Origin of the sequence: Faecalibacter rhinopitheci (assembly GCF_015234135.1) — a bacterium.
GTDB classification, from domain to species: domain Bacteria; phylum Bacteroidota; class Bacteroidia; order Flavobacteriales; family Weeksellaceae; genus Empedobacter; species Empedobacter rhinopitheci.
Genome location: NZ_JADGIK010000008.1, coordinates 39,639 through 59,295 on the forward strand (window position 1 = coordinate 39,639; position 19,657 = coordinate 59,295).

Annotated in this window: 15 protein-coding genes and 1 tRNA gene; 10 read left to right on the forward strand and 6 right to left on the reverse strand. The window is 29.0% G+C overall.

Translation table 11 applies throughout. The features are described 5' to 3' along the window. Positions 1-4: 4 nt before the first annotated feature. Both IM532_RS11705 and IM532_RS11710 read left to right on the forward strand, forming a co-directional pair. Positions 5-409 (forward strand): hypothetical protein, encoded by a 405-nt coding sequence (locus IM532_RS11705; protein WP_194183638.1) that lies wholly within the window; start codon positions 5-7, stop codon positions 407-409. Positions 410-551: 142 nt separating this feature from the next. Beyond that, complete coding sequence (locus IM532_RS11710; RefSeq protein ID WP_194183639.1) at positions 552-1,502, forward strand: LysR substrate-binding domain-containing protein; 951 nt, start codon at positions 552-554, stop codon at positions 1,500-1,502. A gap of 62 nt (positions 1,503-1,564) precedes the next feature. Here IM532_RS11710 and IM532_RS11715 read toward each other — a convergent pair whose 3' ends face one another. Further along, positions 1,565-2,677, reverse strand: a complete 1,113-nt coding sequence (locus tag IM532_RS11715; RefSeq protein WP_194183640.1) for a calcium:proton antiporter — start codon at positions 2,675-2,677, stop codon at positions 1,565-1,567. Between the two features lie 144 nt (positions 2,678-2,821). Here IM532_RS11715 and IM532_RS11720 point away from each other — a divergent pair, with 144 nt between their 5' ends. Further along, complete coding sequence (locus IM532_RS11720; protein WP_194183641.1) at positions 2,822-3,139, forward strand: DUF3817 domain-containing protein; 318 nt, start codon at positions 2,822-2,824, stop codon at positions 3,137-3,139. Between the two features lie 109 nt (positions 3,140-3,248). Here IM532_RS11720 and IM532_RS11725 read toward each other — a convergent pair whose 3' ends face one another. The 3 genes from IM532_RS11725 to IM532_RS11735 form a co-directional block, all read right to left on the reverse strand. Beyond that, positions 3,249-3,713 (reverse strand): hypothetical protein, encoded by a 465-nt coding sequence (locus IM532_RS11725; RefSeq protein ID WP_194183642.1) that lies wholly within the window; start codon positions 3,711-3,713, stop codon positions 3,249-3,251. Between the two features lie 83 nt (positions 3,714-3,796). Beyond that, positions 3,797-4,135 carry a cysteine-rich CWC family protein gene (locus IM532_RS11730; RefSeq protein WP_194183643.1) on the reverse strand — a complete coding sequence of 113 codons (339 nt, stop codon included), beginning with the start codon at positions 4,133-4,135 and terminating at the stop codon, positions 3,797-3,799. Positions 4,136-4,653: 518 nt separating this feature from the next. Continuing rightward, positions 4,654-4,738 (reverse strand) — tRNA-Ser (locus IM532_RS11735). A 678-nt stretch (positions 4,739-5,416) separates the two neighbouring features. Here IM532_RS11735 and IM532_RS11740 point away from each other — a divergent pair. The 5 genes from IM532_RS11740 to IM532_RS11760 all read left to right on the forward strand — a co-directional run bounded on the left by IM532_RS11740 (position 5,417) and on the right by IM532_RS11760 (position 15,457). Beyond that, positions 5,417-6,862, forward strand: coding sequence for a glyceraldehyde-3-phosphate dehydrogenase (locus IM532_RS11740; protein WP_194183644.1), 1,446 nt, complete (start codon positions 5,417-5,419; stop codon positions 6,860-6,862). A gap of 203 nt (positions 6,863-7,065) precedes the next feature. Continuing rightward, positions 7,066-11,397, forward strand: coding sequence for a lamin tail domain-containing protein (locus IM532_RS11745; protein WP_194183645.1), 4,332 nt, complete (start codon positions 7,066-7,068; stop codon positions 11,395-11,397). Beyond that, a complete protein-coding gene (locus tag IM532_RS11750; RefSeq protein ID WP_194183646.1) occupies positions 11,394-11,720 on the forward strand; it encodes a hypothetical protein in 327 nt (108 codons plus the stop codon). Before IM532_RS11745 ends, IM532_RS11750 begins: the two co-directional genes overlap by 4 nt. A 519-nt stretch (positions 11,721-12,239) precedes the next feature. After that, the gene (locus IM532_RS11755; RefSeq protein WP_194183647.1) at positions 12,240-15,197 is read left to right on the forward strand and encodes a hypothetical protein; all 2,958 of its coding nucleotides are present in this window, start codon (positions 12,240-12,242) and stop codon (positions 15,195-15,197) included. Further along, positions 15,197-15,457 (forward strand): hypothetical protein, encoded by a 261-nt coding sequence (locus IM532_RS11760; protein ID WP_194183648.1) that lies wholly within the window; start codon positions 15,197-15,199, stop codon positions 15,455-15,457. Before IM532_RS11755 ends, IM532_RS11760 begins: the two co-directional genes overlap by 1 nt. A 26-nt stretch (positions 15,458-15,483) precedes the next feature. Here the strand turns inward: IM532_RS11760 and IM532_RS11765 are convergent, their stop codons facing one another. Then, positions 15,484-16,536: a hypothetical protein gene (locus IM532_RS11765; protein WP_194183649.1), complete on the reverse strand. Its 1,053-nt coding sequence runs from the start codon at positions 16,534-16,536 to the stop codon at positions 15,484-15,486. Between the two features lie 111 nt (positions 16,537-16,647). Here IM532_RS11765 and IM532_RS11770 point away from each other — a divergent pair, with 111 nt between their 5' ends. Continuing rightward, positions 16,648-18,156 carry a carbon-nitrogen hydrolase family protein gene (locus IM532_RS11770; RefSeq protein WP_194183650.1) on the forward strand — a complete coding sequence of 503 codons (1,509 nt, stop codon included), beginning with the start codon at positions 16,648-16,650 and terminating at the stop codon, positions 18,154-18,156. A gap of 33 nt (positions 18,157-18,189) precedes the next feature. Here the strand turns inward: IM532_RS11770 and IM532_RS11775 are convergent, their stop codons facing one another. Next, on the reverse strand, positions 18,190-18,432 hold the full coding sequence (locus tag IM532_RS11775; RefSeq protein ID WP_194183651.1) for a hypothetical protein: 243 nt from the start codon (positions 18,430-18,432) through the stop codon (positions 18,190-18,192). 244 nt (positions 18,433-18,676) lie between these two features. Here IM532_RS11775 and IM532_RS11780 point away from each other — a divergent pair, with 244 nt between their 5' ends. Continuing rightward, positions 18,677-19,567 carry a diacylglycerol/lipid kinase family protein gene (locus IM532_RS11780; protein WP_194183652.1) on the forward strand — a complete coding sequence of 297 codons (891 nt, stop codon included), beginning with the start codon at positions 18,677-18,679 and terminating at the stop codon, positions 19,565-19,567. The last annotated feature ends 90 nt before the right edge of the window (positions 19,568-19,657 follow it).

Here is a 19,657-nt window from a genome sequence, read left to right on the forward strand (position 1 = left end):
ATCAATGAAAAAATTATTATTAGCGGCTACTGTATTAGGAGTAGTATCTTTATCATCTTGTAAATCTGAAAAAGAAAAAGTTGTAGATAATGTTAATTCTACTCAAAATGAAATCCAAAAAACTACTGAAAATGCTGTAGAATCAACACAGCAAACGGCTCAAGATATGGCAAAAGCATTGCCAACATTTGCTAGTCCAGAAGCTGCAACGTATGCTCAGAAATTTTCAGATTATGTTGCAGAATTAAAAGCTGTTGCTGTTAAAGGTGACCAAGCTAAATTAACTGAATTAACTGGTAAAGCAGTAGAATTTCAAAAAGAATTACAAGGCATTACTCAGAAATTATCTGCAGATGATGCTAAGAAATTAAATGATTTTGTAACTGAGTTACAAAAATCTGTTCAATAAAATTAATTAAATAGTTTAAAGGCTCGGAATTAATTTTCGGGCCTTTTTTCAGTCAATTTTATTTTAGGTGAATGAATAAGATTATATTATTATATGTACTATCTTTATCACGAATCTTTATAAGGTTAATTTAATCATTAATATGACATTAGTACAATTACAATATGTATTGGCAGTCGCTGAATACAAGAACTTTACCATTGCAGCTGACAAATCTTTTGTTACTCAACCCACACTAAGTATGCAAATACAAAAATTGGAAAAAGAGTTAAACATAGAGATTTTTGACCGTACTTCTCACCCTATTAAAATTACTCAAATCGGTGCTAAGATTGTAGCTCAAGCTAAAACTATCTTAATGGAAGCTAACCGTATGAAGCATCTAGTAAATGAAGAAAAAGGTTTATTAGAAGGAGATTTTATTATAGGTGTTATTCCAACTATTTTACCTTCATTAGTACCGTTATTTTATAAAACTTTTCAAAAAAATAATCCAAAGTCTAATTTAATCATTAAAGAACTTCAGACTGATAAAATTATTAAAGGGATTAAGGATGGTTCACTAGATTTTGGTTTAGTCGTATCTCCTTTATACGAAGATCAAATCATAGAAAGACCTTTATATTATGAGCCATTAGTAGCATATATACCACCTGTACACCGTTTAGGACAAAATAAAACGATTACACAAGAAGATTTAGATACTGCAGACTTATTGATATTACAAGAAGGTCACTGTTTCCGTAATAATGTTTTGGCATTATGTGATACATCAAACCTTAAACAACGCCCAATTAAGTTGGAAAGTGGAAGTTTTGATGTATTAATTAAACTTGCAAATGATGGTTTTGGTATGACTTTGTTACCATCTCTTGTTGCAGATGATTTACCAGAAGAATTAAGAAATAATATTAAAAACTTTAAATCACCTGTACCTTCTAGAGAAGTTTCACTTATTTTTCACCAATCTCAGTTAAGAGATTCTTTTGAAAAGGAATTAGTAAACACAATCCAAAGTATATTAAGAGGTAAAATATTTTTAGAAAAAGACGAAAAATTAGATGCCAATATTATCTCTTTAACAAAAAAATAAAATATTCATATTAAAAAAAGCCGCTTTAAAGCGGCTTTTTTAGTTTAAAATAATATGTTTTCTTAAGGAACAATTGTAGTAAATAAATATGTTGCAAATAGAACTAAAAGAACTATACCTTGCTGAATATTTGTACGGCCTGATTGTAATGAAAGGAATACCGTGAATAAAGATAATACTAAAAGTAAAATAGATTTTGCATCTATTCCTAGCGTTACTTGCATTCCTGTAAAATAACAAACAATAGCAACAGCAGGAATGGTTAATCCGATAGAAGCTAGAGCTGATCCTAAAGCAAGATTTAAGCTTGTCTGTAATCTATCCTTTTTAGCAGCTTTATAAGCGGCTAAACCTTCTGGTAATAGGATAACTGTTGCGATAATAATACCAACTAATGATTTTGGAGCCCCAATATTAAAAACAACTTCTTCAATTACAGGTGATAATTTTTTAGATAATAATACTACAACAACTAATGCTATGATTAGTAATATTAAAGAAGAAACAGTTGTTAATGTATTTGGTGGAGCTACGTGTAATTCAGATGCTATACCATCTTTACATTGTTGAGGTAAGAAAAAATCACGATGTCTTATCGTTTGGACAGAAATAAATCCTCCATATAAAATTAGTGAAATAATTGCAACAAATATTAACTGACTTTCAGAGTAAACCCCTACAGTCTCTGATGTAGTAAAGTTTGGTAAAACTAAGGTTAATATAGAAATCGCAATCAAAGTTATTAAAGCAGTGGAAACACCTTGTTTTATATAATTCTGTTCTCGGAATCGTACACTACCTACCCAGAAGCATATACCTATTATTCCAGTTAAAATAATCATAATAGCAGCAAAAACTGTGTCTCTAGCTAGTACGGAAGGTGTATTTCCTGTTTCGGACATCATCAGAGATACAATTAGTGAAACTTCAATAACCGTAATAGCAAGAGCTAGAATAATCGTTCCGAAAGGTTCTCCTACCTTATGCGCCACAACTTCTGCATGATGAACAGCAGATAAAACAGATAAGATTAATATAAAACCTAAAGCAATAGAAACTAAAATAGGTCCTGAGGTTACTGTGAATACGGCTATAAAAGCTAAAATAGGACAAAGAATAGTCCAAATTGGTAAATCTAAATTTAATTTTTTTGAAAGAATGTTATTAGCGTGCATTAATTATTAAATTTTTATTCAAACAAATATAATCAATTTAATTGATAAAGTTTCTATTAATTATCATTTATATATATAATTATTGGTAATTTTATACTGACAAATGTTAGAGTTAGAATGAATTTAACAATGTAAATTTGCTCTATGAAAAATATATCAGAAGAACAATTAAAAAAATGGTTTAGGATTTCTTGTACTTGGGAAGCAATTAGTTGTGCTATTTTGTTTTTAGTTGCAATGCCTATAAAGTATCAGTTTGGCTATGTTTTACCAATGCCTTTTGCCGGATGTTTTCATGGTTTTTGGTTTACAGCATATTTGATATTATTATTCGTGACCAAAAAATCCTATAAGTGGGATGATGAAGAATTTATTTTCTATATTATGTTCGCATTTATTCCATTTGCAACTTTATCAATTCATAGTAAAATTAAAGAAGCAGAATCGAATAATAATTTATAATATAGTTTGTTTTCAGCTTAACTAGTTGCAATAATAGTTTTAATTAAAAAAAATATTAAATATAAAAAAGCACCTCTAAAGGAGGTGCTTTTAATGTTATATAATCTGATTAATTAAATACATATTTAAATCCTAAAGAGAAACGTCCTGCTTCAAAATTAGATTCATTAGATAAATTCCACCAAGGTTTCCAATCAAAATGCATTGCTAAAGGAGCTGAAGGGATTTTGTATTCTAAACCTAATTGTGGACGAATTGCAAAATACGTGTCATTATGATTTCCATAATCTACAAAAGATAATTGCGGTCCAACACCTACATACCATCCTAATCCGTTAGTACCAGAAAAGTTTTGATTATATGTATAGTCAGCTCCTAATACTGTAATGTCATTTCCGAACATTACTTGTACGTTACCAGCATTTCTTCCATCAAAAGAATGTTTATATTGTGGACCAACTAATGTTGCTCCATCACCTAAATCTACAACAACACCTAATGCATTATTGTAATTTTGTGCGTTAACTTGTCCTACGCCTAAAGCTAAAATAGTAGCAAATAATAATTTTTTCATTCTAGTTATTTTTGAGACTATTAACAAATACTGTGCTGAAAATTTAAAAACTTAATTATTTAAATACATTCTAAATTAATATTTTATAAAGAATATCCATATGCGCAGTGTCTACAGTTGTTTTTACAACAACTTCCCTTAAGATAATGAAAGTAATTTGTAAATACCCAATATTGTCCATCTAAATAATAATGTATACCTTCTATGTATTGTGTAGGATGTTGGGGGAATGGATATTTCTCTGAAAGTAATGCATAATTATTGACTTCTTCTAAACAATTATTGCATATACAGTCATAAGATGTTTTTGCCAAATATTCTTTTGTAACATTATATAGTTCGATTTTACTACAGTCGCAATTTGTTATATTGTCGCATGTACAAGTAAATTCTTTGTGGCAACGCTTGCATTTTTTAACCATGGTTTTTATTTTAAATATAAATTATTTATTCAGATTATTAGTAAAATAATTTCCTAAGCATTATAAGGCACATTATAGTTTGACAAAAGTAAAATTGTAGTGCTTTTGCTAAACATAATGTGAATTAAAGAGTTTTGTCCTTGTTTATTGGCTTTGCACGTTTTTGGGTAAACGTGGAATTTTAAATTGTTTTCATCTGATTCAATTTTATTGGTTTGTAAAAATTTACAATGTTGTTTGGTTTGAATCAAGATGTCCATTTAACGAACGGGTTCGTGGCTAGGTTATAGATAAGGTTATGGATACGGGTATGAATACGGCTGGTGCATTTTTATGTAACCTATACTACGAGCTGAAATTAGAGATTTTGTCGACACCTTAATCGATTTGTAATTTTGGGTGTCGATAGGGTGTCTGATGAAATACATTTAGGTGGATGAAATGGAAATGTATTGCATAAAAAAATCCCTTATTTCGGATGAAATAAGGGATTTTGTAAATACTTATAGAATAAGTTGCGGAGAGTGAGGGATTCGAACCCCCGGAGGTGTGACCCTCAACAGTTTTCAAGACTGCCGCATTCGACCACTCTGCCAACTCTCCAATCACGCGGTGTATTGCGTTATTGCGAGTGCAAATATAGAACGTATTTCTGTTTTAACAAATTTTTTTTAAAAAAATGTAAATAAAAAAATAATTCATTATTTAATAGTTTGATTATTAAAGATCTAAAATAACTTTAAAATATAACAATTCTCCTTTACTTCCTAATTAAAACGAAATTGATAAGATTTGTTATATTGAAATAATTCTAAAAAAAAAACTAAACGAAAACGTTTTCGTAAATTATTTTTATTGATTATTATGATTTTATATATCAATAAAATTGTTTATTATCAATGCTTTAAGTTGAAATGTGTAGCATGTTGTAATGCCTTTGAAAATGAGTTAAATAGTAAATTAAGATTTTTAAATATTGCATTAATAGTTCTATAAAATCTGTAATATAAATTGAAATCTAGCTTATAGTTAAATAGCTAGGTATAAGTTAGTATTATAAAAACACTTCCTTTATTAATTGTTTATTATATCTTAATTACTGATAAATAGATGTTTGTAGTTTTTTGTGCATTACGTGATAAGCTTAAAAATCACATAAATAGACTAGCCTCACTAAGTAAATATGATAATTATTAGGTGTAGTAAAAAATATTTACGAAATCGTTATAATTTGTTACTTTTGTGTGCAAATAAATAATAACACAATAAAACAAATCTGTAATGAGTAATACTTCTTATGAGCAACAACTTGCTTTACAAACAGAGAAGAGTAAAAAAGTAGTTGAATTTATCAAAATCGTTTCTGATTTATGGTATGATCAATCAATTGAATTAGTCATCTTCAGAAATAAGCTAATAGATTGTAATGTGAGTGATATTATCAACTTACATCAATATGCTGAAGAATTTGTAGGTAAGGCAATCTCAATAGATGATACGTTAGCTATTGCTAATGCTATTAATAAAGCTAATTTACCAGCGTCTCGATTAGACATTGGAAAATTGGCATCTGAATATATTACTGAAAAGGATCAATTTGAAACTGTTGATAATTTCATTGCAGAAAAATTAAAAGTAAGTAAAGATCATAAAACAATTGCTCCTAAAGATGTTGTTTTATACGGATTTGGTCGCATTGGTCGTTTGTTAGCTAGAGAATTAGCAAACCAAGCTGGGAACGGTGGGCAATTAAGATTAAGAGCTGTTGTTACACGTGATAAAATCGATGCAGTTTTATTAGAAAAACGTGCTTCTTTATTACGTTTAGATTCTGTTCACGGAGATTTTAATGGAACTGTGGAAACAGATATTGAGAATAATGCTTTAATTGTTAACGGAGTACCTGTTAAAATGATTTCTGCGGCACAACCTGAAGATATTGACTATACAGCTTATGGAATAAACGATGCGTTGATTATAGATAATACAGGAGTTTTTAAAGATGATGTAGCATTATCACGTCATTTAGCAGCAAAAGGTGCTTCTCGTGTTTTATTAACTGCTCCAGGAAAAGGTGTTCCGAATATTGTATATGGTGTAAACCATGAAGAGCACAATCCAGAAGATGTTAAGATTTTTTCTGCCGCTTCATGTACTACAAATGCAATTACTCCAATCCTAAAAGTAGTAGAAGATAATCTAGGTGTAGTTAAAGGTCACTTAGAAACAATCCATGCTTATACAAATGACCAAAACTTAGTAGATAACATGCACAAAAAATACCGTCGTGGTCGTGCTGCTGCTCTTAATATGGTTATTACAGAAACAGGTGCGGGTAGTGCAGTTGCAAAAGCGTTACCAATACTTGCAGGTAAGTTAACGTCTAATGCAATTCGCGTTCCGGTTCCTAACGGATCTTTAGTAGTTTTAAACTTAGAGGTGGAGAAAAATACATCTGTTGAAGGTTTAAATGAGATTATGAAGAATGCAGCATTGCAAGGTGATTTAGTTGAACAAATTAAATATTCTTTGAACAATGAATTAGTTTCTTCAGATATCGTAGGAACTTCTGCACCATCTATTTTTGATAGTAATGCTACTATTGTTTCTGCAGATGGTAAGAATGTTGTGATGTACGTTTGGTACGATAATGAGTACGGTTATAGCCACCAAGTAATGCGTTTAGCTAAATACATTGCGCAGGTGAGACGATATACATACTATTAATAGTATATATTTTTCCCTTTTTATTAAAATAATCCATCAGTTATCTGATGGATTATTTTTTTTACTCTTTATTTCTTATTAACAATTATTGTTTAATAACTTTATGTAAACATCAACTAAATTTATTTTTATTTAAATATTTAAATATACATTTGTTATCTAATTGAATTACAGATATTAATATTAAATAATTAAAAACGTTTATGAAACTAAATTTATGCTATAAATACTTATTTACAATCTTATTTTTGCTATTGCTCTCAGCTAGAGGATATGGGCAGGAAAATATTACTCCAATTAGAGATCAAGTTACAGGATTTCCTATTTGGACGGATAATCAAATTAGTGGAAGTACATATTTACAATTATTAAAAAATAATTCCTATACTATTACACCAACCTTAGACCTGAGTCAATTTACTAATAAAACTTTAGATTTTAAATTTCGAACATATGGGGTGGCAACTGCTTCAGAAATTTTATTAACAATTTCTATTTCAGAAGATAATGGTAATACATGGAAAATTATAAGAACCCTATCACCAAGTAAAAATAATTTAAATTCAGCTCCTCAAATATTATTAAATCAATATTCAAATTCTAATAGTAAGATTAAATTTTCTGTAGGAGGAAATAATGATGATATAGGAGTAGGTATAGATGATATAAGTATTAGAGGGAATTTAATTACTTTTCAAGAAGCTCCAATCCTAACAACTCCCCAATTAGTTAGCGGAACTTATGGTGTATTGTTAACAAATTATACAGTACAAAATACAGGAGGTAGTGCAACTGGTTGGAGTGTAGATCATCTACCAAATGGGGTTGCTTTCACTAATGGAGTATTTAGCGGGACACCAATGTTTACAACACCATTTTCTACATCAGTAACAGCTAGTAATAGTTTAGGTAGTTCTACGGCTTCAATTAATTTTAATATAGCTAAAGCAAAACAGACTTTTGGATTACCAACGATAACAAATAAATTCGTAGATGATGCGAACGTAACTTTACCTTCAAAAACAAAACACTCTACAAACAGTGCTTTAGATGCTAATGATATTACTTATACATCAAATAATCCATCTGTAGTCGCAATCGTAAATGGAAATCAATTGGATTTTTTAAGTGTAGGTTCAGCTGAAATAACTGCAACTTCTGCTAACACAAATTCTAATTATGATGATATAACATCAGCAAAATTTACAGTATCGGTAAAGAAAAGAACACAGACGATTTCAAATTTTAGTAATATCACTCAGACTTATGGAGGTACAATAGGTAACTTAGCTGCAACAACAAATTCAAGTTTGCCACTATCGTATGAAATAGTATCTGGTCAACCAATAGATGTAATTAGTATTACAGGTAATCAAGTAACTATTTTAAATGTAGGATCTACTAAAATTAGAGCTTTTAATAATGGTAATGATATTTATAGTCCGATAGAAAAAACTATAGATGTAAAAATAAACAAAGCGAATCAAACTTTATTAACTGATATTTCAAATATTTCTGGATCATTAGGATTGGAACTAGATACAAATTTAGATTATACGAATCAAAATTTACCTTTAACAGTAGTTTCCGATAACGAAGAAGTTGCATTCTATAATGAGGGGAAAATATATTTGGTTGGAATTGGAACTACAACATTAAAAATTTCAAATAGTGGGAACAGAAATTATGAACCATATGAAAAAACAATTAATGTAAAAGTTTTAGATCCTGATTTAAATGAATGTATTAATGAGAATTTTGATGGAACAGATTCACCAAAATTAGAACAACAAGGATGGGAATTAAATTCTATAACATTTGGTGGACAAACATGCACTGGAAAAGGAGCAGTTTTTAATGGAAAAAATGATTATTTGAGGACACCCGTATTATTAAATCCTCAAGAAATAAGTTTTAATAAACGTAGAAGTGGTAGTACTACAGCATGGAAAATGATAGTTCAAATTAGAAAAGCAAATTCTAATACTGAGCAATGGAGTGATGTAAAAATAATTACTTCAATTAGCACTTCTTGTGAAGAGGAAATTATTGATTTAAAGAGCATTGTAGAAGACGGTGAGCTTTATTATATCAGGCTAATAGATGATCGTAGTTCAGAAAATCACGAACGAACAATTGATAACCTAAAAATTATTTGTAAAGGAGAACAGATTGAATTAGTGAATGAACCTCCTGTTGTAAAACCAGCCTCAAAAGTTTCCGATAATCAATTCCAAGCAAATTGGGAAGAAGTTTCGAACAATAGTTATTTGTTAGATATCTTTTACAAAGAACTTGGGAACTATACTACTGATTTAATTTTTTCAGAATATGTTGAAGGGAGTAGTTTTAATAAAGCGCTAGAAATATATAACGGTACAGGTAATTCGATTAATTTAAGAGGGTATAAAATTAGTAAACAATCAAATGGTGTAGGTAATTTTACTAACACTTACTCATTACCCGAAAGAATATTAAACCATGGTGAAACCATATTATTAATTCATGGTAATGCAGGTGAATATTTATATAATTTAAGTACAAACCATAACTCTATTGTAGTTACCACACCAGTTAGTTTTAACGGTAATGATGCGATTATTTTAACTAAAAATGGAGTAACAATAGATCAAGTTGGGTTTGAAGATCAAGTATCTACATGGGGAGAAAATAAAACGCTTAGAAGAAAATCAACAGCGAATGCTAATCCCGAGTTTAGCATAGCGGAGTGGGACGAATATCCTATAGATACATTTGATGGATTAGGTCATCATTCTGTTATTGGGTTATCAAATGAGAGAAAAGTTTATGTAAAACAAGATGAAATTATATCTAAGGGTGTATTTAATCATGAAATTTCTACAGGAATTTCTAAAAATAGCGACTATTATTACGTTGTACGAAGCCAATTAGGTGATCAAATTTCTGCTCCTTCTGAAGAAATGGATGTGAAAAGAACATATTTTGAAAATGGTTTTTGGAAATCTGATCGTGAACCTGGACATAAATATCATTCAGTTGTGTTAGAAGGTAATTTTGATGGATCATTAAAAGGTAAATCTATCACAATTGATAACGAAACAACCAATACGATTACTTCAGGGAATACATTCCATGCAGTCCATAGTTTTGATGTTTTATCGGGTGCAATTGTATTCGACGAAGGTGCTTATCTTTTACAGGATAATGATGCTTCGGTAAATTATGGAGAAGCTACATTCAAAAGAAATGCTACATTCTTCCGTTATGATTCAAAAGTTTGGTCTTCTCCAGTTAATGGTCAGAAAATAGTTAAAAGTTCAGCAACGGATCATACAGGTTTTATATTAAATCCATCAAAAATTTTTTCATATAACGAACCAACCCGTAATTGGTTAGAAGATACTGACGCTAATTTTATGACTGCAAAAGCATATGCAATACAGTTAAACAAAGGATATCCTAATTATTCTGAAGGAGGAACTCAAGTTAATTTTGAGGGTTTATTTAAGGGAACTCCACAGAACGGAGTATATACAGTTCCTGTGAAAATATCATCAGATGGCCGTGGAGATAATGGAGTAGGAAATCCGTATGGTTCGCCTATCGCTATGGAGAACTTTATGTCAGTTAATCATCATGTTAAAACCTTATATTTTTGGAACGAAGAAGCGCATTATGATTTTTCGATTAGTGGATATAATGCACAGACATGGAATGCATATAATTTGACGGGTAATAATAATCAGACAAGTACAGAAAGTTCTTTTATAAATACAGGAGTAGGATTTATCACTCGAGTAACTACTGATGGAGATATTATTTTTAATAATTCTATGAGAGAAGTTCCAAATACTAATTTAACTATAGAAAATCGTGTTAAATTAGAAAAAGATCGTTTTTGGCTAAGATTAACAGAGAATGATAAAAAGTTAAACCAAATCCTAATTGGTTATATACCTGGAGCCACAAACGAAATTGACGATAAATATGACGCAAAAAATCTGTCAATGCAAGGTTCTTATATTTTATCAAATACACTAGGAAACAAGATGATTATAGAAGGTCGTCAATACCCTCTAGATAATAATGATAGTATTCCACTATTTTTTAAAGCTTCAGAAGCAGGTCAATTTACAATTGATTTAGCATTAAAAGAAGGTATTTTTAATGAAGAAAATATCTATTTAAGAGATAATTTAGAGAATAAAATAATCAATTTAACGGAGGATAACTCTTATTCATTCCATTCGGATAAAGGTGATTTTCCTGATCGATTTATGATACAATATAAGGAAAACCAAATTCTAAATGCTGTTGATTTGGCGAGTGCTAATGGAATTACTATTTATCAAAACAGAACAATTTATCAAGTACAATCAAATGAATTGGTTAATGCTTATAAAGTATTAAACTTTAATGGTGATATTATCCAAAAAGTTAAGGTGGGCGCTAAAAACCAATTTGATTTAATAGCTTTAAATTCAGGTGTATATTTTATTCAATTTTCAGTGCAAAGTGGAAAAGTTATAACTAAAAAAATGATTATCAAATGAGAAAATTATCAATTATAATAGGTTTTATTAGTGTATCTATTTTCGCTTCAGAACAGCCTTTTACACGTGATAATCCTTATGATCAGCTAAGTAATATTGAGGATAAACAGATAAAAGGTGATAACGCAACAGAGGTTTATATTAATCAAAATGAAAAGGATGAAAGTATCTTCGATTATTTTGCAAATATAAGTGTAAAAAGCTTAGAGGATGATGACGATCCAGGAGATATTCCAGTAGAAGATGTTCCAATTGACTCTTATCAAATTGGCTTATTATTCATAGGATTATATTTTATAATCAGGAAAAAATATATATCATAATTTAAAACAAAAAGGCTTCTTTCATAAGAAGCCTTTTTTAGTTATATCGATTAAAAAATTATACTAGATAGTAATTGAAGCTGAATTTTCATTCGTCAATGCCTTTTTAGTAATGTATCCTTAGTTCTTTAAAATGATAATTAATATAAAGTACAGAAATATATTGTTAAAATAAGAAATAGTCTCTACAATTTTATATTTTAAAGATAATTAATCCTAACACTAGTATTGTGTGTATAACTAAAAAGGTTTATTATATTTTAAATATTTAAAACAGGTAAATATGCAATTTAATTTTATTATAAATACTTATAAATGGTTATAAATACTTATAAAGTTACATTTTTTATTAAATCCGGATATTAATTTTTATTGAATATAAATTATTTATCTGTTTAATAAGTACTTTAAGTATTTATGTTTTGTATTGATTGTCAGGGTGTTATGTAATTTAATAGATTTGTACACATTTTTATAGTGTAAAAAACTAAACTAAATCTATTTAAAAATTATATGCTTATGTCAAAGAATCTACAATTTTTTTCAGGCTATTTCAGTCTATTTTTTCTCCTTATAACAACTATTGTTTTTGGGCAGAATCAACTGATTAATATTTCACAAAATAATGTTTACTATAAACCCATATCTAATCAAGAAATAAAATCAGCGAATTATATAATTGTTAATTCATCCGAAAATTTAGCTGTAGGTAATGTAATTACAACTAAGCTTCTTAATGTAGATCCATTAAATACTGAAGCTGTTGTTAAAAGCACAAATAATTTAGGTTTAGGCTTTATTTCTACAGAGTTAGATAAGAATAGTATAAAGTGGTATTTTGAAAATAAATCTGGTAACCAATTTAGCATTTATAATGCAGCAAAGCAACAATATTTATATAATGATGTATATGATCTGTGGTTCCTTGGAACATTTTTAAATTATGCGTTTAATAGTTCATTTACCAATTCCGATTCTTATAAATGGTTAGTTTCTATTAACAATATAAAAAGTAATGTAGATAGAGCTGATGTTTATATGAATTTTAGTTCTAGTGTAATGTCTTTTGGAACTTCGTCAAACGTTATTTTATATAAGCAATTAACACTAGATAAATTTGATAATTTTGTTACATATAATGGTCAAAGTACAATATTTGATGAATTATCAGAATTGAATGGTCAAGTGACTTACTCAACTGATACTAGAGTTAGTGGTAATGTTGTAGCTAATTTTGCAGGTGTGCGTGGTAATAACGTAACCTTTACAGGTACTGGAGAAATTAAGCTTAAAGCGACGGTAAAACATCAATTTGCTGGTTCTACAGTAGCTCATATCCCAGATTATACAAAAATTATTACAGTTAAAGTATATGATGATTATGCTTGTTTTAATGAAAAATTTGATACAGGTAATGAACAAGATAGTGGTGGTACCAATAATGAGACTCCAGCTACTAGACCAATTGAAAACTTTCCTGTATGGGGAGGGAATGTACAGTTGTATAAATCTGGTGTACGGTTAGGTACAAGTACAAACCCTAAAGGTTATATTGTATCTAAAGAATTAACAAATATTTCAGGTACTGTTACTGTAGAAATAGATATTAGAAGAGAACCTGGAACTACGAATAGAAAAGTAAGATTTGGATTCGTTACATTAGGTAGAAATAATTCTCCTTCATATATAAGAACAAATTTACGAACTGATCAAAATGTTACAAGGAATGTAAATGACAAATTTGAAACTATATCTTACACTTTCACAAATGTACCCTCAAATTCTAGATTGATGATTGATAGTGATAGTAATGGGTATAGAATGTGGATTGATAATGTACGTATCAATTGTAATTTATCTCCTCTTACAATCTGGGAAAATCAAAAATGGTCTAATGGTGAGCCAAGTATAAATAGAGATGCTGTTATTCGTGAAGTAATTGATGAAAATGTAATTGCAAGAAATTTAACTTTTGAGAATGTTGATAAAATGTTTGTTAATGCAGGTAATTTTATACGTATAGGAAAAAGTTTAAAATTAAATGCTACAGAATTAGAATTCGATAAAAGTGCATATTTATTTTTAGACGAAAATGCTACAATTGATGGTCCTATTATTTACAATGCGAACCATGAGTATTATAAATACGATACCAGAATGTTTTCTTCTCCAGTGCAAAATCAGAAAGTAAAAGGAGAAGATGCTTTTTCAAATTCAAAAGCTAATATATATGTGTTTAAGACATATATGAAAGATGGCATAACAAACAAAGAATGGGCAAACTATCAAAATCAAGATTTTTTAAAAGGTATAGGTGTAGGGATACAAAGAGCTGAGGGTAATTTGTATTATAGTAATAAGCCTGCAATAGAACCTAGTATATTCAAAGGTGAATTTAAAGGAATTCCATATAACGATAATTTTATTATAGATCTTAATAATCAAGTTCAAACAGGTACTACAAGTACAGTTATTGCAGGAGGTGCTTATAGTTTAGGAAATCCATATACAGCACCAATTAATATTACAAGATTTTTGTCCGATAACAAAAATACTATAGAATCTCTTGAACTATGGAAAAATCATGTTCCATATGATTATGCTATAAATGATTATATTACTTCTGATTTTTGGATAAAATGTTCACTCGTAGGGTGTAATTCTGGTCTTAATGAAGATAAGATAGATGTAGGTAAAGGTTTTATAGTGAATTTATTATCTAATAATCCTTCTAACAATATAACTTTTCAACATAGCCAGAAAGCGTATGAATTAACAGGAGTAAGCCAAAATAATAAAATTCAAGAAAATAAATCTCGTTATATTTTAAGTTTGAATCATAACGGAGTTCAGATGAATTCTACCTTAATTGGCTATATGGATGGTTCAACAAATGATTTTGACCAAAGTTATGACGTTGTTTCAGATATAAATCTTGCAAATACATTACATGTTAATAACAATAAAAAGTATTTATCTATTGATGCAAGAAGTTATCCACTAGATATTAGTGATAGCGTTCAATTAAGTATAAATGCGGATAAAGAAGGTGTATATGTGTTGAAATTAAATGAAGTTGATGGTGATTTTTCAAACGGTCAAGAAATTTATTTAATAGATAATGCTACTAATGAAGTAATTAATTTATCAGAAAAATTAGAATACAATTTTGAAACTAAAGCAGGTATTATAGATAATAGATTTACTATTCTTTATAAAAATACTTTAAGAATAAATGATATATCGAATAACGATACATTTAAAGTTTATAAAGTTGGAGATGAACAATATGTTACCTCATCAAAAAATATTTCAGGATTTAAAGTTTATACACTTAATGGAATTTTAGTAGATGAAGTTGTAGGAATTAATAGTAACAATATTAAGTTAAAAAAATCTTATAGAAATTCTCTGATGATTTATAATTTCTATTTGTTAGATGGCTCTATGATAACTAAAAAAATATTGTATAAATAATGAGAAATTTATTATATATATCGCTTTTTCTGATAAATTTTTCTGATTTGAAAGCTTCAGATATCAACTATTTTGATTCTAGACAAGAGATACAAGAGCAAAACGAATATGATTATGAAACTTCTAATCAGACAGAAAAGACTCCTGGATTTCCTGTCCCTGCACCAATCAACGACTACCTACCAATTTTAATTATTGCGGCAGTTGGATTAGGATTCTTTTACAGAAAAGAAATTAATCAAACAATAAAATCAAACTAAAATAAAAAGCCTCCATTTGGAGGCTTTTATTGTTTTATATAATTTTTGTATTGTATAATATTGTAATTAATCGCTTGTTCCAAAATTTCTCCCATAGAATAACAATTATCAAACGAATCGTTTCTATATAATTTTTTAAAACCAGTTCTCAACTGTATTACATGTTCTGACGGAGCAATTTTATCAATTTTAATCACCTTTAAAAGATCTTTATAGCGCTTATGGCTGTCAGTTACTCTTTTTACAATAACAGATCTTACTTCTTTTCTATATTGTTCTATAGAATTAGATTTTAAACGATTCATCACTAGATCTACGAAAATTCGATTCTCTTTAAAATACTGAGGACGATAAATTTTTAAATTACCTTCATACGATTGTTGGTCAAAATCAATAGGTCTTATTCTGTAAAATACTTGATCAAAATCGTGCATAGGTATTACCACAAAATTATAAGATCTCATATCTCCTAAAAGTCCAATAAAACAACGCTCATTAAATTTTACAAACTCTTTAGCAATCTGATTTTTTTCTAAATCAGTACATTGTTCTAAATATTTTTGAATAAAAATATCTCCCGGAATTCCGAGTATATGTTCCTCTATAAGTGTATCTCCATCAACTAAAAAATTAATACGGTGTGGAGATAATATTTCCTCCATTTCTAAGCCATAAACCCGAGAAGCATCTGCTTTTTTAATATAATAATTCGTATAATTATCATTCAAGATATTACGTACGCGTATACGAAAGGGCTTCGAATTTCCAAAAGTGCAATAATCTATAGAGTCAACTGCTAAGAAAGGTAAAGAATCCTCATCTCCATCAGAATGTAGTAATGTGTATATCCTATTCAAACTGCTTTCTATTTCCCGATGTTCACTCTCAGAATAATAGACACCTAGCCAATGTGTATCATTTCCTTCCTTATCTTCCAACGTCACATAACCTGAGAATCTTAATAAATCATCATATTGAAGAGAAGTTTTAGTATTGCGATTATATTTCTCTAGGTATTGTTTAAGTTCTGGAATAATGGGATAAATTGGTTTTCGAAATTCAATTTTAATATCTTTCATAAACAAAATTCTTATACGAAGATAAGTACATAAAATTTTACGATCTAATAAAATGTACTTGGTGCAATGTTTGCAATAAATGATATACATCTAATATAGAAATTATTTTTTATGAATATTGAAGTTCGAAATCTAACGTTGGAAGATTATAATGATCTTACGTTATCCACTATAGAAGCCTACGAAAATAAATTGGGTACTTGGTCCAAAGAGGAGATTACAGAGCTATTATCAATATTTCCGGAAGGTCAGTTTTGTATTGCGGTTAATAACAAGGTTGTTGCATCTGCTTTAAGTATTATTGTAAATTCTAAGAAAACCAATCTACATTCTAATTTTGATACGATTACTTCTGATGGTAAATTCTTGAAACACGATCCACATGGAGATATTTTATATGGGATTGAGGTATTCGTACATCCAAGCCATAGAAAACTACGCTTAGGACGTAGGTTGTATGATGCTAGAAAGCAGTTGTGTGAAGAAATGAATTTAAAATCAATCGTGGCAGGAGGTCGTATTCCAAATTATTACCATTATTCTAAAGAAATGTCTCCGCGAGAATATATAGAAAAAGTAAAGCGAAAAGAAATTTTCGATTCTACTTTAGCTTTTCAATTGTCAAATGATTTTAATGTAAAAAAGATTCTAAAAAATTATCTGAAAGATGATAAAGAATCGATGGAATATGCTACATTATTAGAATGGAATAATATCTATTATGAACCTGACTTGTATTCTAATTCTCCAACCAAAAGAAATATTCGTCTAGGTTTAGTACAATGGCAAATGCGATTATTTAATGGGTTGCAAGATTTTTATGATCAAGTTGAGTTTTTTGTTCAGACAGTAAGTGAGTATGGTTCAGATTTTATTGTATTTCCAGAATTTTTCAATGCCCCATTAATGAGTCCTTTTAATCATCTAAAAGAGATAGAAGCGATGCAACAATTAGCATTGATGACAGATGAAATCGTAAAGAAAATACAAGAATTTGCCATTACATATAACGTGAATATTATAGCAGGTTCTATGCCTCATTTTGTGGACGAAAAATTATACAATACAAGCTTTTTATGTCATCGTTCAGGGAAATTAGACTCTTTTAGTAAGATTCATATTACACCAAATGAGTTTAAATATTATGCCATGCAAGGTGGTGATGAGATAAAAGTTTTTGATACAGATTGTGGGAAAGTAGGTCTATTAATATGCTATGATGTAGAATTTCCGGAAGTAAGCCGAATTTTAGCAGATCAAGGAATGCAAATACTCTTTGTGCCTTTTATGACGGATACACAGAATGGCTATACAAGGGTAAGAAGTTGTGCGCAAGCAAGAGCTATAGAAAACGAATGCTATGTAGCCATTGCAGGTTCTGTAGGTAACTTACCGCGAGTTAATAATATGGATATTCAGTACTCACAGTCTGCAGTGTTTACACCTTCGGATTTTTCGTTTCCTAATAATGGAGTAAAATCTGAAGCAACCACAAATACAGAAATGGTATTAATATCAGATGTAGACCTTTATTTATTAAAAGAGTTACACGAGTATGGAACAGTAAAAACCATGAAAGATAGAAGAAGAGACTTATATAATGTGAATAAAATAAAATAAAAAAAATCTCAACTTTTTAGTTGAGATTTTATATTATCGTGTTATCGTTAAATCATAATTATTTGATGATTCATCTTTTTTGTAAGAAATATTAAATTGTAAATCTTGGCTAAATTTAGAACAAAAACTTTCAATACTTAATGTAGTTGGGAAAGTAGAATAATCTACTATTAAAAATAATCGCGTCCAATTGGTGTTTTGTTCCATGATCATCTCAAATCGTTGCTCCCAATATTTTAAAAATTTAAGAGTTTCCTCATCTTTATGCTCTTCCATTGTAATGTAAAATAGAGTGCAAATCTACACTATTTAAGTGTTATATACTTGTTAAACCTTACTAAAATTATAAACTTTATACTAATATTTTTATTAATTCTAAGTAAATGATTTATTACGGCCTAAATTCATCTCATCATTTAGGATTTTTATGTAAATAAATATTAATTCCAAAACTGAAAGGTCTATTATTTTGATCTAAATTGTGGGAAGAATAATTATCTATTGTTATAGTAAAACATAAATGAAAAAAAATATCATCTTTATTATCAATCCAATATCAGGAAAAGGATATGGGAAAATTCTGGAGTCTAAAATTCATGAATTTTTTAAACATAAACCATTTAAAGTAAAAACCATTTTTGCAGAATATGCTGGGAACGCGATTGAGATTGCAAAAGACCAAATTAAATACAATCCTGATATCATTGTGGCTTGTGGTGGAGATGGAACTATAAATGAAGTAGCACAAGCATTGGTGCATAAAAATATCCCTTTAGGGATAATTCCTATTGGTTCCGGAAATGGATTAGCCTCTAATTTACATATACCTAAAGAGCTAGATAGTTCTTTGCATAATTTAATTACCAATAAAGCTATGGAAATGGACGTATGTAAAGTGAACGATAAATTCTTTTTTAGTAATATGGGTTTAGGAATTGACGCAAATGTAATACATCGTTATGCACAACAAAAGAAACGTAACTTTATAGGTTATTTTAAAGCTTCCTTATGGTCATTTTTTAATTTCAGTCCAATTTATTACGATATTACAGTTGACCAAGTAAAATTAAAATCTACTGAATATTTTTTTGTATTGTGTTCTAATTCTAATGAAGCAGGCTACGGAATATCATTTACACCGAATGCAAAATTAAATGATGGATTAATCGATGTGCTTTGTGTCGAAAAATTAAATATCTTGGAACTTGTAAAATTTGCCCTAGCTGTAGTAACGAAAAAGTTGGATAATTTTGAAAAAGCAAAATTACTGCAAGCAAAAAGTATAATATTTAAATCTAATCAACATAGCTTAAAATCTCAGATAGATGGAGAAGCAGTTGAACTAAATACATCTAATATAGAAGTATCAATACTTCCAAGTGCGTTAAAAGTAATAATGCCTCGTTCATAAATTTCAATCAGATTCAACATTCATATTAATGTAATAAAAACTCCTTTATAAGATATAGGAGTTTACTTTTTTGTAGTAGATATAAATAGA

What these genes read in the sequence shown, in the direction of transcription:
- IM532_RS11705 (WP_194183638.1), top strand. Translation starts at nt 5, where the DNA reads ATGAAAAAATTATTATTAGCGGCTACTGTATTAGGAGTAGTATCTTTA.
- IM532_RS11710 (WP_194183639.1), top strand. Translation starts at nt 552, where the DNA reads ATGACATTAGTACAATTACAATATGTATTGGCAGTCGCTGAATACAAG.
- IM532_RS11715 (WP_194183640.1), bottom strand. Translation starts at nt 2,677, where the DNA reads ATGCACGCTAATAACATTCTTTCAAAAAAATTAAATTTAGATTTACCA.
- IM532_RS11720 (WP_194183641.1), top strand. Translation starts at nt 2,822, where the DNA reads ATGAAAAATATATCAGAAGAACAATTAAAAAAATGGTTTAGGATTTCT.
- IM532_RS11725 (WP_194183642.1), bottom strand. Translation starts at nt 3,713, where the DNA reads ATGAAAAAATTATTATTTGCTACTATTTTAGCTTTAGGCGTAGGACAA.
- IM532_RS11730 (WP_194183643.1), bottom strand. Translation starts at nt 4,135, where the DNA reads ATGGTTAAAAAATGCAAGCGTTGCCACAAAGAATTTACTTGTACATGC.
- IM532_RS11740 (WP_194183644.1), top strand. Translation starts at nt 5,417, where the DNA reads ATGAGTAATACTTCTTATGAGCAACAACTTGCTTTACAAACAGAGAAG.
- IM532_RS11745 (WP_194183645.1), top strand. Translation starts at nt 7,066, where the DNA reads ATGAAACTAAATTTATGCTATAAATACTTATTTACAATCTTATTTTTG.
- IM532_RS11750 (WP_194183646.1), top strand. Translation starts at nt 11,394, where the DNA reads ATGAGAAAATTATCAATTATAATAGGTTTTATTAGTGTATCTATTTTC.
- IM532_RS11755 (WP_194183647.1), top strand. Translation starts at nt 12,240, where the DNA reads ATGTCAAAGAATCTACAATTTTTTTCAGGCTATTTCAGTCTATTTTTT.
- IM532_RS11760 (WP_194183648.1), top strand. Translation starts at nt 15,197, where the DNA reads ATGAGAAATTTATTATATATATCGCTTTTTCTGATAAATTTTTCTGAT.
- IM532_RS11765 (WP_194183649.1), bottom strand. Translation starts at nt 16,536, where the DNA reads ATGAAAGATATTAAAATTGAATTTCGAAAACCAATTTATCCCATTATT.
- IM532_RS11770 (WP_194183650.1), top strand. Translation starts at nt 16,648, where the DNA reads ATGAATATTGAAGTTCGAAATCTAACGTTGGAAGATTATAATGATCTT.
- IM532_RS11775 (WP_194183651.1), bottom strand. Translation starts at nt 18,432, where the DNA reads ATGGAAGAGCATAAAGATGAGGAAACTCTTAAATTTTTAAAATATTGG.
- IM532_RS11780 (WP_194183652.1), top strand. Translation starts at nt 18,677, where the DNA reads ATGAAAAAAAATATCATCTTTATTATCAATCCAATATCAGGAAAAGGA.